Here is a 14,149-nt window from a genome sequence, read left to right as displayed (position 1 = left end):
CTATTAAAAATTAACCTATTCTGTTCCTGACGAACTTCACACACTTCTTTGCAATCAATTCTTTGTCATTGTCCAGTGTCGCGACATGATAGCTGTTTTCCAGCACAACAAACTCACGATCTTCAGATGAGATGGAATCATAAATTTCCTGTGAATTTTCCGGCGGTACAACATGATCTACTGCCGACGAAAAAATAATCGCAGGTGCTTTGACATCACCAAGATTTCTCCTGACCATTTCAAACAAATCGATACCTTCTTTCATCGACTTAACTGGTGTCTGCTTATAAGCGAGCTCTTGTGTATCTTCCTGTTTAATATCCGACCCGATTCCTGGCACAAACCGGGTTTCTGTATCTTTGAGAGACGCATAGTTTTCAATTAAATCCGGCATATGCGTTGCTGCATTAATAGGCATAATGCCTTTTATCTCCGGATGGTTTTCCGCCAGATAAAGCGTCAGTGTGCCGCCCATAGATAGCCCGGCCACAAATACTTCCTCGCATGTGGCCTGCAATTTTTCCAGTCCGTTTTCTGCCGATTCAATCCAATCATGATATGTACGTTGCTCCATGTCTTCCGGATCAGTTCCATGTCCGGTCAATCGTGGTCCGAATACAGTGAACCCTTCTTCTGCAAATTGCTTGCCAAGATAATGCATGCTCTGGGTTGTACCGGTAAACCCATGAATCACAAGGATTCCCGTGGTATTTCCGGGATAATAAAACGCTTCTGCTTCTTTTATAACTGGAAAAGCATTCGTCATCACAGCACCCTCCATTATTATGGTAATAAAGCTATTTTATCATAAATCAGAATCACTTGTTAGAAAATTACGATCATTAGGAATGAAAATCTATTGTTTGTTAACCGGGTATAATACTGAAATCTGCTTTTTACGACATAATATTACCCAGGGAATACATTTTTTTACAAAAAATAAAAATCGTTGGTTCAAAACGCTTGAAAAACAGCACAAAAATGCTATAATGTACTTTGGACTTAAACGGGGCATTAGCTCAGTTGGGAGAGCGCATCGCTGGCAGCGATGAGGTCATCGGTTCGAGCCCGATATGCTCCATACCTCATACTCCCTTGGTGATAAGGGATTGAAAAAGTGTGAAATCCAAACGGGTTTTGCACTTTTTAATTTTAGTCACAACTTAGTCACATTCGATTTGATTTTCAGTTTACATTCAGCCATGGCAATTTATTATTGCCCCAGGAAAGAAGCTCGGGAAAAATTCCATTCCTTTATCATGGATGGAAACCGCACCTGGTGTGAAAAGGCACCCGTACTGGCATTAATAATCTCAGACAAACAGGACAATACCCATGCGTTTGACACTGGCGCCGCCTGGGGATATCTATCATTACAGGCTGCGAAATCAGGTGTCGCAACCCATGCCATGGGCGGATTCTACAAAGACAAGGCACGAGAGGTACCTGTTGACCCCCACTTATCTTTCCTGATTCCTCTGAAATCTTGAATTAGGGGTTTTACTGCCCGTTAAAGCGGGATAAATAAGCAGAATCATTATACGTAAAACCAAAACAGACCAGCAGATGCTGATCTTTTTTTTACAAGCAGTCTTTTAAATTTTTGATTCTTTTATTTCAAAGAATATTAAATCTGAATATATCCATGAAAGCTAATTATCTGAGGGGGGATTATATGGCTGAGGATTTTCATACAGTATTTTTTCATTTCTATAGATTCTAATACCGTTATGGTCGATGTGTTCTGTCAATTTTTCATTTGTAATACTTTCATAATGCACAATATCAAAAAAATATGGGAGCGGATACTCTTCGTTTGATAACTCCCTTAAATTCGATGCAGTATTTCGGGAAGTTCCCAACCCCGTTACAGCAATATCAATATCCGAACCTTTTTTATAGCTGCCTAAAGCACTGCCGTAAATAAAAGCACATTCAATTTCATCAAAGTGTGTAATTGCCTCAACAATCAATTCAATATCCTGCTTCAGTAAACCAAACATTTTAAAAGTCCTCCGATAACTTCTGATAGAGTGTTTCTATCGCGGGCAAATATGACGTCAGAATTTCATCAACAAATTCTTTTGCTGTATCCTCATCATACGTGAAGAACTCATCATTGCGTCCTCCTTGTCACAGTTTCTTTCATTATTCAATATGATATAATCAATCTACTAAATTTACTCTGCGTAAATCACGGAGGTTACGACGAACAAGTGGTCTTACTTCAACCTATTATTACTTGGTGCTGGTGTGTGGCTAAAAAATATTAAGCGGCTTCTTGGCAGGAATTACTCTGACAGCGATGGTCATTAGCGGCTGGATGCGGCTCCTCCGCTCGATTGCCAGAAAGCGGATAGTTCATATCCGGCTGGGTATATCTCTGTTTATTCTCATCTCAATCCACGTTGTCTTATAGAAAAGTACAAAACCTGCACAAGCGTTTGTGCAGGTTTTTGTAGTCATGGCGTTTTCAATCATTTTACGCCGAATGATGCAGTTTATTCGACAGCCGTTGAATCATTGGCAGTGTGCTGATATCCATGTTGCCGCCACTGACAATAATACCGCAGTGGTCTGACTTAAGCTGGCTGCCGCGGGATAACAGTGCGGCCAGTGCTGCGGCGCCTGCTCCTTCCAGCAATGTCTTATTCCTCTCGAGCATATAGACAATCGCAGACGCAATTTCTTCGTCGCTTACCGTGACAATATCATCAACATACTCATTAATCAGCGGCAATGTCCGGTCACCCGGTTTTTTGACAGCAATTCCCTCGGCAATCGTTGATACCTGTTCAAGCTGTTTCACCCGATTATGATAAAAGCTCTGATACAAGGCCGAGGCACCCGCTGATTGGACACCAATCACCTTGATGTTTTTGTCAATATGCTTTGCGGCTGCCGCGGTGCCGCTGATCAGCCCGCCGCCGCCTACAGGGACAAGAATTGTATCGATTCTGTCTTCCTGCTGCAGCATTTCCGCTGCAGCGGTTCCCTGCCCGGCCATGACATCATAATCATCAAACGGGTGAATATATTCAGCTCCTGTTTGCAGTTGCCTTTTCATCGAAGCATCATAAGCTTCCTGGAAAGACTGTCCGGTCAACACAACTTCTGCGCCGTAAGCACGTGTGGCATTCACTTTGGCTGCCGGAGTTTTTTCCGGCATAAAAATCGTTGCCTGAGCATTCAATTTCCTGGCTGCATTAGCTACACCCTGGGCATGATTGCCGGCAGATGCCGCGATCACACCTTTTTGCAGTTGTTCATCTGACAATTGCATCAGTTTAAACGTCGCACCTCTGAACTTGAATGATCCGGTCTTTTGCTGATTTTCCATTTTAAAATAAACCTGTTTGCCAACGAGTGCATCAGTTGTCGTTGATCTCATTATTGGTGTACGGTGAGCGACTGTTGCTAAACGATTTCTGGCTTCAGCAACGAGGTCACCTGTTAAGCAATTCCCAATTTCTTCACTCTCCTTCATTTAATTGGCTAAGTGTGCATCATTCACTATACGTGAGCGGCACTTTCAAACGCCGTGATTTTATCTTCATGCTTCAGTGTCAGTGCGATATCATCGAGACCATTCAAAAGATTTTCCTTATGAAAGGCAGGGATATCAAAATGCACTTCTTTTTCACTGTCGCTGATGATTTGTTTTTCCAAATCGACTTTCAATACTAATTTACCATTTTCGGCCTGCTTCATCCATTCTGAAACCTGGTTTTCATTCATTTGAACAGGTATGATGCCATTCTTCAAGGCATTGTTATAAAAAATGTCGGCAAAACTTGGCGCAATAATGACACGGAACCCGTAATCCTGAAGCGACCATGGTGCGTGCTCCCTTGAAGAACCGCAGCCGAAATTATCACCTGCGACAAGGACTGTACCTTCCTTGTATGAGGGGTCGTTAAGCACGAAATCATCCCGCTCATTTCCGTCATCATCGAACCGCCAGTTATAAAATAGAAACTGACCAAATCCGGTTCGTTCAATCCGCTTTAAAAATTGTTTCGGAATGATCTGATCCGTATCAACATTCGACCGGTCTAACGGAACAACCAATCCTTCATGTTCCCGAATCGCTTCCATGATCAACACCTCCTATGCGTATACGTTCGAAGCAAACTTGCGGACATCGACAAAATGGCCATTAATCGCAGCGGCTGCAGCCATTTCCGGGCTGACCAGATGCGTGCGGGCATCATTGCCCTGTCTGCCTTCAAAATTACGGTTTGACGTTGATGCACAGCGACCGCCCGGCGGTACCACATCATCATTCATCGCCAAACACATACTGCAGCCGGCCTCACGCCATTCAAATCCGGCTTCTTTAAAAATTGCATCAAGCCCTTCTTTTTCTGCCTGAAGCTTTGTTCCGAACGATCCGGGAACGACAATCGCCCTGACGTTGTCACTCACCTGATGACCTTCGACGACACTGGCTGCTTTGCGCAAGTCAGTAATTCGGGAGTTTGTGCAGGATCCGATAAAGACATGATCGATGTCAATGGACTCGATTGACTGATTTTCATCAAGCCCCATATATTCAAGTGCACGTGATACGTCATCCGGGTGATCTGATTCATTCACAACCGGTGTGTTGCCGCTTACCGGCACACACATGCCTGGGTTTGTTCCCCATGAGACTTGCGGTTCGATTTCTTCAGCTTTAATCGTCACCGTCTCATCATATTCAGCGCCTTCATCAGTAGCCAAGTTCAGCCATTCAGCCGCCTTTTGATCGAATGATTCACCTTGGGGAACATTCGGTTTATCCCGCAAAAATTCGACTGTCGTCTCATCAGGGCTGATCAATCCGGCTCTTGCACCGGCTTCGATCGACATATTGCAGACAGTCATACGGCCTTCCATTGATAAATTTCGGATCGCTTCACCCGTATATTCAATGACATGGCCGGTACCGAAACGTACACCGAATTTGGAAATGATTGCCAGTATCAGGTCTTTGGCTGTAACGCCGGTACCAAGGTCACCTTCCACATGAACATTCAATGTTTTAGGCGATTGTTGCCACACTGTCTGAGTTGCTAAAACATGCTCCACCTCACTCGTACCAATACCAAACGCCAAGGCGCCAAAAGCACCATGAGTGGATGTATGGCTGTCACCGCAGACAATTGTTTTTCCCGGCTGTGTCAGCCCAAGCTGCGGTCCGATGACGTGAACAATCCCCTGGTCTGGATGGAACATATCCGCCAATGTAACCCCAAAATCTTTACAGTTCTTCTTCAGCGTTTCCATCTGCTTTTTGGAAATCTCATCTTCAATGACATCCCGGTTTTGCGTCGGAACGTTATGATCCATTGTCGCAAATGTTAAATCCGGCCTTCTTACGTTGCGGTTATTCAGCCGCAGCCCTTCAAACGCCTGTGGTGATGTCACTTCATGAATCAAATGTAAATCAATATACATCAGATCCGGTTTATCCGGCTCTTGATGCACCATATGATTTTCCCAAATTTTTTCAACAATTGTTTTCGGTTTTCCCATGTCATCACCTCCAAATTAGTACATGTTTAAAAGGAGGATAACAAGGACCAAGAAGTTCGAGGCGGCGCAGTTTCGAGCAGCGGAATGTATGCCTATAGATACATGAGCCGCGGAGAAACAAGCCAACGAAGAATTTCGATGTGTCATTGTTACCGGACTTTTAAACATCCTCTATTAAACATACATACTGCAAATACTGTCAGACACACTCTTAACCGTCAAATTCTCCACAACAGCTGCTGTCATTTGCTCTGTACCGACCATTTCACCTGCACTTATATTCAAGTCGGATGTGACGTACCCTTGATCCAGACATTCGCGGACCGCGCGTTCAACTGCGGCAGCTTCTGTTTCCATCCGGAAAGAGTGACGAAGCATTAAAGCTACTGAAAGAATCATGCCCAACGGATTGGCAAGTCCTTTTCCGGCAATATCCGGTGCTGAACCGTGGACGGGTTCATACAAACCAATACCATCACTCCGGACACTCGCAGATGGCAACATTCCCAATGATCCTGTCAAAACGGATGCTTCATCGCTTAAAATATCGCCGAACATATTTTCAGTTACCATGACATCAAATTGATTTGGCTGTGTGATCAGTTTCATGGCGGCTGCATCAACCAACATGTGATCGACTGTCACATCCGGATATTCATGGCTTTTCTCATTGACAATTTCGCGCCACATTCGGCTTGATTCCAAGACATTTGCCTTATCAACCGATGTCAGATGATTATGTCGCAAGCGGGCGCTTTGAAACGCCTTATCAATAATCCGCTCCATCTCATCCCGGCGATAATGCAAGGTGTCAACAACTTCACGTCCATTGTCCCGCCGTTCACTTGGCCGGCCAAAGTAGAGGCCGCCGGTAAGTTCGCGGATAATTAGAATATCACTGCCATCAATGATATGCTCTTTGAGCGGGGAAGCATGGAGCAATGACGGAAATCCTTTAACAGGCCGCAAATTAGCGAACAGCCCAAGTGCTTTACGGATTCCCAGCAAACCTTTTTCCGGCCGTTTCTCGCTGGGCATGGCATCCCATTTTTCACCGCCGACAGCACCGAGTAAAATGGCATCGGCCTCCTGGCTTGCTGCAATGGTTGCTTCCGGTAAAGGTGTATCATACTGATCGATGGCGCTGCCGCCGATCGCGTGTTCCTGAAGTGTAAATCGATGGCCATATTCTCCGGCAACCGCATCCAGAACCTGTTTGGCCGATTCCATAATCTCTTTTCCAATTCCGTCCCCCGGAAGCAAAACGATGTGTTTATTCATGTACTTCCCCTCCCTTTATTTCATATTATTTACCTGACGACCGGTTCTTCTTTCGACGTATACTGATGGATGATATAGCGATTGACGGCGTTTAAAAACGCGTTGACCGAAGCCTGCAGAACGTCTTGAGCGGTGCCTCTGCCGTTCATCATTTCGCCATTAACCTTCAGCTGGACGTGTGATTCAGCGAGGGCATCCTTGCCGCGGCCGACTGAATTCAACTGATAATCAGTCAATTCCAGTTCTTCCGTAATCAGAGCATCAAGCGTTTTATATAATGCCTCAACACTTCCTTGACCTGTTTGAGCTGTCTGAATGGTATTGCCGTTCGGCGCAGTCAGAGAAACAGTTGCGGTTGGAATATTGGAAGTCCCGTACTGAACCTGGAACATTTCCAGTTGATACTTATTGACTGCTGAGGTGTCGGTTTGAATCTCCATTAGAATTGTAAACAGATCATCGTCGGTTACTTCTTTTTTGCGGTCAGTCAATTGTTTAAACATCTTGAAGGCTTCTGTCACTTTCTCTTCTGAAAGATTCACGCCAAGTTCATTGACTCTGTCTTTAAATGCGTGGCGTCCTGAATGTTTTCCAAGGAATAAGGTATCGGCTTTGACGCCAACCATTTCAGGCGTCATGATTTCATATGTTTCTTTGTTTTTCAAAACACCGTCTTGGTGAATGCCCGCTTCATGCTGGAACGCATTGCGGCCGACGATAGCCTTGTTTGCTTGAACATACATGCCGGTCAATTTTGCAATCAGATCGCTTGTGCGCTTCGTCTCTTCAAGATTCAACCTGGTGGTGTATGGATAATAATCTGCACGTACTCTCAGCGCGACTGCGACTTCTTCAAGGGAAGCATTGCCTGCCCGTTCGCCGATGCCGTTAATCGTGCCTTCCACCTGTGTGACACCATTTTCAACAGCAGCGATTGAGTTGGCAACAGCCAAGCCCAAATCATTATGACAATGGCAGGAAAGTTCAACCTGTTCAATGTTCGGGACATTCTCCCTGATATAACGGAACATCGCGCCATATTCTGCAGGTGTCGTATAGCCGACTGTGTCCGGAAGATTGATGACGGTTGCACCGGCTTCAATCACTTTCTCAATAATTTGTACCAGAAAGCTCAAGTCGGATCGGGAAGCATCTTCAGCTGAGAATTCAACCTGTGGAAATTTCTCCTTTGCATAACGGACCATGCTGACGGCGTTTTCCAGCACCTCATCAGGTGACTGCTTCAGTTTGTAGGTCATGTGAATCGGTGATGTGGCCACAAACAGATGCAACCGCGGCTCCTGAGCATATTTAAGGGCTTCCCATGCCGTGTCGATATCTGATTTGACTGTTCTTGCAAGCCCTGTAACGGATGTGTTTTTAATCATTTTGGCGATTTCTTTAACAGCTTCAAAGTCACCTTTGGAGGAAGCAGGAAAGCCTGCCTCCATCCGGTCTATCCCCATTCGTTCCAGCTGCTTGGCGATCTCCAGTTTTTCCGGCTTATTCAGATTGACACCGGGCGATTGCTCCCCATCTCTCAAAGTTGTATCAAAAATTTTAATTTCTGGCATCTGCCGTCACACCTTTTTGTTTATCTTTTTGTTCTTTTTGCAATGGCTGTTTGACAAAAGGCATTAACTCACGGAGCTCTTTTCCGACTTGTTCAATTTGATGATTGCTTTCCAAGGCATTGATAGCGTTGAATTGCGGGCGGTTAGCCTGGTTTTCAAGGATCCATCCTTTTGCGAATTCTCCTGTTTGCACGTCTTTCAAGACTTCTTTCATCCGCTCTTTCGTTTCATCATTGATAACACGTTTACCGGAAACAAAATCGCCCCACTGAGCGGTATCCGATACGGAATAGCGCATGTTTTCAAGACCGCCTTCATACATCAAATCAACGATCAGCTTCACCTCATGCAGACATTCGAAGTACGCCACTTCAGGCTGATATCCTGCATCTGTCAAGGTTTCAAATCCAGCTTTTACAAGGCTGGATAACCCGCCGCACAGGACAGCTTGCTCACCGAACAGGTCAGTTTCCGTTTCTTCCTGGAAGCTCGTTTCCAGTACGCCGGCTCTCGCTGAACCGATGCCCTGCGAATAAGCAAGTGCTACTTCTTTGGCATTGCCGGTGACATCCTGATAGACCGCGTATAATGACGGGACACCGCCGCCTTCTTCATATGTGCGGCGTACCAAGTGGCCGGGTCCTTTCGGCGCTACCATGAAGACATCAACGTCACTCGGCGGTACAATTTGTGAAAAATGAATATTGAAACCATGGGCGAATGCAATCGCATTACCTGCTTCGAGATTTGGTTTGATGCTTTCCTCATAAACTTTTGTCTGATGCTCATCCGGAAGGAGAACCATGACAACTTCCGACTGTTTAACAGCTTCAGCGACCGGCAAAACCTCAAATCCGTCGTCTTCAGCTTTTTGTTGGGATTTTCCCGGTCTCAGGCCAACAGTAACGTCATAGCCGCTTTCTCTGAGATTGAGTGCGTGGGCATGGCCTTGTGAGCCATAGCCAACCACCGTAATTTTTTTCGCTTGCAGTACCTCTTTTTGGATATCTTTTTCGTATAGTACTTTTGACATGTTCATCGTCCTCCTTGTTATTAAGTAAAAGATTCTATTTAATGTTCAAACCAAATGTGAATTAATCTCAGTAACCTCCTGCGGCTGATAGCCTCTCAGGAATGCTGTCATGCCTGTTCTGGCCAGTTCTTTGATACCATATGGCCTGAGCAGTGCAATCAAGGCTTCGATTTTATCCGGTTTGCCTGTCACCTGAATAGTCAGGCTATCTTTGCTGACATCAATGACAGAGGCCCGGAATGGGTTAATCACCCCTTGGATTTCGGCACGCTGCTGGCCGCTCCCGCCAACTTTTATCAAAGCAAGTTCCCGTGCGACAATCGCTTTATCCGTTATGTCCTTTACTTTCAGGACATCAATCTGTTTGTTAAGCTGTTTCGTCAGCTGCTCCAGCTTCTGGTCGTCACCGATTTCGACAACAAATGTCATTTTCGATATGCCGGGCCTTTCTGATTTTCCGACTGTAATGCTTTCGATATTGAATTGCCGCTTTTGCAGCATCCCCGTAATCCGGTTAAGAACACCGCTTTGATTCTGTACATCGGCTGTGATGATTCGTTTCATCGGCTCACCCCTATCATTTCATGAAGCCCTTTGCCTGGTGCAATCATCGGGTAGACGCATTCTTTCTGTTCAACGTGACAATCAATCACAACCGGTCCGTCATAGGTAAATGCTTCGGTGAGAACGTCTTTCACTTCCGATTCACGGCTTGCTTTCATCCCTCGGATTCCATAACATTCCGCCAATTTGACAAAATCAGGATTCTCCGGAAAGATCGATTCGGAGTAACGCTCCTCGTAAAAGCTTTCCTGCCATTGCCGCACCATGCCGAGCGACTGATTATTTACAATGACCACCTTGACCGGCAACTGTTTTTCTTTAATAACCGACAGTTCCTGAGACGTCATCTGAAAACCGCCATCACCAACGACTGCTACAACCAGTTCATCAGGTTTTCCAAGCTGTGCCCCTACCGCAGCCGGGAATCCGAATCCCATTGTGCCAAGCCCGCCTGAGGTTACCCACTGATTTGGTTTCTCAAATGGATAATATTGTGCGGCCCACATCTGATGCTGACCGACATCTGTCGTTACAATTGCTTTTCCCTCTGATGCCTGATAAACCTGCTCAGTCAGCCACTGCGGTGAGATAAAACGATCTGAGCGGTCATACCAGTAAGGGTAATCCGTCTGATTCTGTCGCAAGGATTCGAGCCATTCATCATGATCATTTGCGCTTATGTCTGTATTGTTCAGAGCATTCAGTGCTTCTTTGGCATCAGCGACAACCGGTATTTCTGTTTCCACATTTTTGCCGATTTCTGCCGGATCGATATCCACGTGAGCCACTTTGGCGTTTGGTGCGAAATGTTTCAGGTTTCCGGTCAGCCGGTCATCAAAACGTGCCCCGATATTAATCAGCAAATCGCAATCATAAATTCCTGTATTTGCTGCGTAATTCCCGTGCATGCCACCCATTCCTAAGGACAGTTCATGCGTCCCCGGAAAGCCTCCAAGACCAAGCAGCGTGTTGACAACCGGCAATTGATGATCTTCAGCAAACTTCTTTAGTTCCCCGGCTGCTTTAGCAAAAATAACACCTGCACCTGCTAGAATGAGCGGCTTTTTAGCACGGTTTATTGCTTCTGCCAATTTTACGGTTTGCAGCGGATTCGGCTTTTTGTTCGGCTGATAGCCAGGCAAGTAGCAGTCACCGCTTTTTTTAATGTTCGTGTTTGATATGCTTGATGAAATATCTTTTGGAATATCCACTACGACCGGGCCAGGCCTGCCTGTTGATGCAATATGAAATGCCTCGTTAACGATCTTCGGTAATTGCTCCAAGTCCCGGACCTGATAGTTGTATTTTGTGACTGGTGTTGTAATCCCCATCACATCCGATTCCTGAAAAGCATCCGTACCGATCACATTGCTGGCAACCTGACCGGTAAATATAACCAGCGGCAATGAATCCATCATGGCATCCGTTATGCCTGTAATCAGGTTAGTGGCTCCGGGTCCCGATGTTGCCAGGACAACACCGGGTTTTCCGGTAACCCTTGCATAGCCTTCTGCTGCGTGTACCGATCCCTGCTCATGCCGGGACAAAACATGTTTAAAAGAGGCATCATTTCGGTACAAAGCATCGTATATCGGCAGTACCGCGCCACCCGGATAACCGAATACCGTATCGACGCCCGCGGCTGTCAACGCCTGAATGAGTAAATCAGCACCCGTCACCTTTTTTTCCGTTTGTTGAACTTCCTGCTCAGCCTTAACACTCACTGCAGCTCGCCTCCTTTAGTGTTTAGAGCGCCCCACTTTTCTCAAGTGATTCGCTAAAGTTTTTTGAATTGAAAAAAGACCCTTTTCTTCCCACACAAAACTGTCTAATTACAGAGTCATTGGGGAGAAAAGAGTCTTTTTCTTTCCACGGTACCACCCAGGTTCATAGCATCTTCGCAAATACTATCTTGCCAGCTGAGATTAATCAGCTGATTTGATAACAGGTACATGAGCCTGCACCTGGCCAAGCCTAATGAGAATACCGTTCAGCAAGGCACTCAGAGAAGATGTCGGAACAATATGCATTTCCGGGCTTCCAGCAACCCCGGCTCTCTGTAAATGCATGGGACATGTTCCTTTTTTCCCGTCATCGTGTTTTATTATTGAATCATTTTTCCGTCAAATTCGAAAAATAAATAATTGATATTGCCGATAATCATATACCGTTTTTCCGAATTGGTCAACAGCTTTTTAAAAATTTTTTTGACGAATCTGATAAGCGCGAAACCTTGTATACGCTTACAATGACGGTATGATGCAAAAGTGTTAGAATATTTCAATTTTGTTACAAATGAGGATTGGGCTAAATCAGTTTTGCTCAGTGTTTTTCTGCTCGTCAGACATAATAAACCCCCTGAGCATTTATTTGCCCAGGGGGTCGTCTGACAATTAATTAATCGGCAGCATCCAGAAAATCTGTCACGGCACCTTTTGATGAACACGATACATTGTGTGCATACTTTCCAAGCACGCCTTTTTTATAAAGCGGTGGTGCACTCCATTGCTGATTGCGTTTATCCAGTTCCGCTTCAGACACATCAGCTGTTATTTCTTTATTCTCAGAGTCGATTGTTACCTGATCGCCTTCCTGCAAAAATGCGATTGGACCGCCATCCTGCGCTTCCGGGGCGATATGTCCGACGACAAGCCCGTGTGTACCGCCGGAAAAACGGCCGTCTGTCAAGAGAGCGACTTTTTCGCCCAAGCCCTTGCCGACCAAAAGGCTCGAAACCGACAGCATCTCAGGCATGCCCGGGCCGCCTTTTGGACCGACGTGGCGAATAACAAGCACATCGCCTTCATTGATTTCATTTCGTCTGACCGCATCAGTCGCTTCTTGCTCGGTATTGAAAACACGTGCCGGACCGGTATGTCGTTTCACTTTAACCCCCGATACTTTGGCAACCGCACCCCTTGGCGCCAGATTGCCTTTAAGAACAATCAGCGGACCATCAGCACGTTTCGGATTATCAAGCGGTGCAATTATTTTTTGGTCTTCTTTAAGTGATGGCGCTTCTGCAAGGTTTTCCGCTATTGTTTTTCCGGTTACTGTCAAGCAGTCGCCATGCAGATATCCCGCTTCATAAAGCAGCTTCATGACAGCTTGGACCCCGCCGGCATTGTGCAGATCCTGCATCACATATTGCCCGCTCGGCTTCAGGTCAGCCAAATGCGGCACTTTTTCCTGAATACGGTTAAAGTCATCGATCTTAAGATCAACACCGACAGCATGCGCCATACCCAAAAGGTGCAGGATCGCATTCGTCGAACCGCCAAGTGCCATGACAACCGTCATCGCATTTTCGAACGCTTTTTTCGTCATAATATCTTTTGGATAAATGCCTTCTTCCAGAAGCTTGTACACAGCTTCACCCGCAGCGGAACAATCCTCAGCCTTTTCATCAGATTCGGCCGGATTTGACGAGCTGCCGGGCAGACTCATCCCCATCGCCTCGACTGCCGATGCCATTGTATTGGCAGTATACATGCCGCCGCATGCGCCGGCACCCGGACATGCGTTGCATTCAATGTTTTTCAGTTCCTGATCGTCAATATCACCATTGTTATGTTTGCCAACACCCTCAAACACTGACACGAGATCGATATCTTTGCCGTTGTGCTTGCCGGGCGCGATCGTGCCGCCATAAACAAAAACAGCCGGCACATCAGAATTAGCAATGGCGATCATGCAGCCGGGGATATTTTTATCACAAGCACCGATCGCAACAAAACCATCAAGACTTTCCGCTCCGACCACCGTTTCAATTGAATCGGCAATCAAATCACGGCTGGGCAGTGAATAGCGCATTCCTTGCGTTCCCATCGATATCCCATCAGAGACGGTGATCGTGTTAAAAATAAGTGGTGTTGCGCCCGCATCCCTTGCACCTTTCTTGGCACTGACAGCCAGGTCATCGATATGTATATTGCATGGTGTGACCTCACTCCATGTACTTGCGATACCGACCATCGGCTTTTCGAAATCCTCATCTGTCAGCCCAACCGCACGCAGCATAGCACGATTTGGTGCACGCATCGTATCGTCACTGAAAACTTGGCTTTTTATCCGTAAGTCTTTTTCCATCCGGCAGTCCACCTAACCTTTCTTTTTCGGATAATTATATGCCTCAATTTAATAAAATTCAATGTTTTTATAATTTGAGCTTTATGAT

At 45.8% G+C, this 14,149-nt stretch carries 13 protein-coding genes and 1 tRNA gene; 2 read left to right on the top strand and 12 right to left on the bottom strand.

The features are described 5' to 3' along the window. Positions 1-10: 10 nt before the first annotated feature. Positions 11-766: an alpha/beta hydrolase gene (locus AOX59_RS17670; RefSeq protein ID WP_068447543.1), complete on the bottom strand. Its 756-nt coding sequence runs from the start codon at positions 764-766 to the stop codon at positions 11-13. Between the two features lie 242 nt (positions 767-1,008). On the opposite strand from AOX59_RS17670, the gene AOX59_RS17665 reads away from it, so the two are divergent. Then, positions 1,009-1,081, top strand: a tRNA-Ala gene (locus tag AOX59_RS17665). A 28-nt stretch (positions 1,082-1,109) separates the two neighbouring features. Then, the gene (locus AOX59_RS19870; protein WP_082684254.1) at positions 1,110-1,490 is read left to right on the top strand and encodes a nitroreductase family protein; all 381 of its coding nucleotides are present in this window, start codon (positions 1,110-1,112) and stop codon (positions 1,488-1,490) included. Between the two features lie 162 nt (positions 1,491-1,652). Here the strand turns inward: AOX59_RS19870 and AOX59_RS17655 are convergent, their stop codons facing one another. The 11 genes from AOX59_RS17655 to ilvD form a co-directional block, all read right to left on the bottom strand. Beyond that, positions 1,653-2,003: a nucleotidyltransferase family protein gene (locus tag AOX59_RS17655; protein WP_068447538.1), complete on the bottom strand. Its 351-nt coding sequence runs from the start codon at positions 2,001-2,003 to the stop codon at positions 1,653-1,655. A gap of 479 nt (positions 2,004-2,482) precedes the next feature. Next, on the bottom strand, positions 2,483-3,487 hold the full coding sequence (ilvA, locus tag AOX59_RS17650) for a threonine ammonia-lyase (RefSeq protein WP_082684253.1): 1,005 nt from the start codon (positions 3,485-3,487) through the stop codon (positions 2,483-2,485). 26 nt (positions 3,488-3,513) lie between these two features. Then, positions 3,514-4,098: a 3-isopropylmalate dehydratase small subunit gene (gene leuD, locus AOX59_RS17645; protein ID WP_068447536.1), complete on the bottom strand. Its 585-nt coding sequence runs from the start codon at positions 4,096-4,098 to the stop codon at positions 3,514-3,516. A 12-nt stretch (positions 4,099-4,110) separates the two neighbouring features. Further along, on the bottom strand, positions 4,111-5,520 hold the full coding sequence (gene leuC, locus AOX59_RS17640) for a 3-isopropylmalate dehydratase large subunit (protein WP_068447534.1): 1,410 nt from the start codon (positions 5,518-5,520) through the stop codon (positions 4,111-4,113). A 174-nt stretch (positions 5,521-5,694) separates the two neighbouring features. Beyond that, the gene (gene leuB, locus AOX59_RS17635) at positions 5,695-6,801 is read right to left on the bottom strand and encodes a 3-isopropylmalate dehydrogenase (RefSeq protein ID WP_068447531.1); all 1,107 of its coding nucleotides are present in this window, start codon (positions 6,799-6,801) and stop codon (positions 5,695-5,697) included. A gap of 29 nt (positions 6,802-6,830) precedes the next feature. Continuing rightward, positions 6,831-8,375 carry a 2-isopropylmalate synthase gene (locus AOX59_RS17630; protein ID WP_068447529.1) on the bottom strand — a complete coding sequence of 515 codons (1,545 nt, stop codon included), beginning with the start codon at positions 8,373-8,375 and terminating at the stop codon, positions 6,831-6,833. Next, a complete protein-coding gene (gene ilvC, locus AOX59_RS17625) occupies positions 8,362-9,408 on the bottom strand; it encodes a ketol-acid reductoisomerase (protein WP_068447527.1) in 1,047 nt (348 codons plus the stop codon). Before ilvC ends, AOX59_RS17630 begins: the two co-directional genes overlap by 14 nt. A 45-nt stretch (positions 9,409-9,453) precedes the next feature. Further along, a complete protein-coding gene (gene ilvN / locus AOX59_RS17620) occupies positions 9,454-9,972 on the bottom strand; it encodes an acetolactate synthase small subunit (protein WP_068447525.1) in 519 nt (172 codons plus the stop codon). Then, on the bottom strand, positions 9,969-11,696 hold the full coding sequence (ilvB, locus tag AOX59_RS17615) for a biosynthetic-type acetolactate synthase large subunit (RefSeq protein ID WP_068447523.1): 1,728 nt from the start codon (positions 11,694-11,696) through the stop codon (positions 9,969-9,971). Before ilvB ends, ilvN begins: the two co-directional genes overlap by 4 nt. A gap of 201 nt (positions 11,697-11,897) precedes the next feature. Beyond that, entirely contained in the window at positions 11,898-12,041 is a 144-nt protein-coding gene (locus AOX59_RS19865) for a hypothetical protein (RefSeq protein WP_156418746.1), read from the bottom strand. A 328-nt stretch (positions 12,042-12,369) separates the two neighbouring features. Continuing rightward, positions 12,370-14,061, bottom strand: coding sequence for a dihydroxy-acid dehydratase (gene ilvD, locus AOX59_RS17610; RefSeq protein WP_068447521.1), 1,692 nt, complete (start codon positions 14,059-14,061; stop codon positions 12,370-12,372). Positions 14,062-14,149: the final 88 nt, after the last annotated feature.

It is taken from the genome of Lentibacillus amyloliquefaciens (assembly GCF_001307805.1).
Taxonomy (GTDB): Bacteria; Bacillota; Bacilli; order Bacillales; family Amphibacillaceae; genus Lentibacillus; species Lentibacillus amyloliquefaciens.
This window is presented reverse-complemented; position numbering and strand designations above follow the sequence as displayed.

Coding starts and splice junctions, on each gene's coding strand:
- AOX59_RS17670 (WP_068447543.1), bottom strand. CDS start 766: ATGACGAATGCTTTTCCAGTTATAAAAGAAGCAGAAGCGTTTTATTAT.
- AOX59_RS17655 (WP_068447538.1), bottom strand. CDS start 2,003: ATGTTTGGTTTACTGAAGCAGGATATTGAATTGATTGTTGAGGCAATT.
- ilvA (WP_082684253.1), bottom strand. CDS start 3,487: ATGAAGGAGAGTGAAGAAATTGGGAATTGCTTAACAGGTGACCTCGTT.
- leuD (WP_068447536.1), bottom strand. CDS start 4,098: ATGGAAGCGATTCGGGAACATGAAGGATTGGTTGTTCCGTTAGACCGG.
- leuC (WP_068447534.1), bottom strand. CDS start 5,520: ATGGGAAAACCGAAAACAATTGTTGAAAAAATTTGGGAAAATCATATG.
- leuB (WP_068447531.1), bottom strand. CDS start 6,801: ATGAATAAACACATCGTTTTGCTTCCGGGGGACGGAATTGGAAAAGAG.
- AOX59_RS17630 (WP_068447529.1), bottom strand. CDS start 8,375: ATGCCAGAAATTAAAATTTTTGATACAACTTTGAGAGATGGGGAGCAA.
- ilvC (WP_068447527.1), bottom strand. CDS start 9,408: ATGTCAAAAGTACTATACGAAAAAGATATCCAAAAAGAGGTACTGCAA.
- ilvN (WP_068447525.1), bottom strand. CDS start 9,972: ATGAAACGAATCATCACAGCCGATGTACAGAATCAAAGCGGTGTTCTT.
- AOX59_RS19865 (WP_156418746.1), bottom strand. CDS start 12,041: ATGCATTTACAGAGAGCCGGGGTTGCTGGAAGCCCGGAAATGCATATT.
- ilvD (WP_068447521.1), bottom strand. CDS start 14,061: ATGGAAAAAGACTTACGGATAAAAAGCCAAGTTTTCAGTGACGATACG.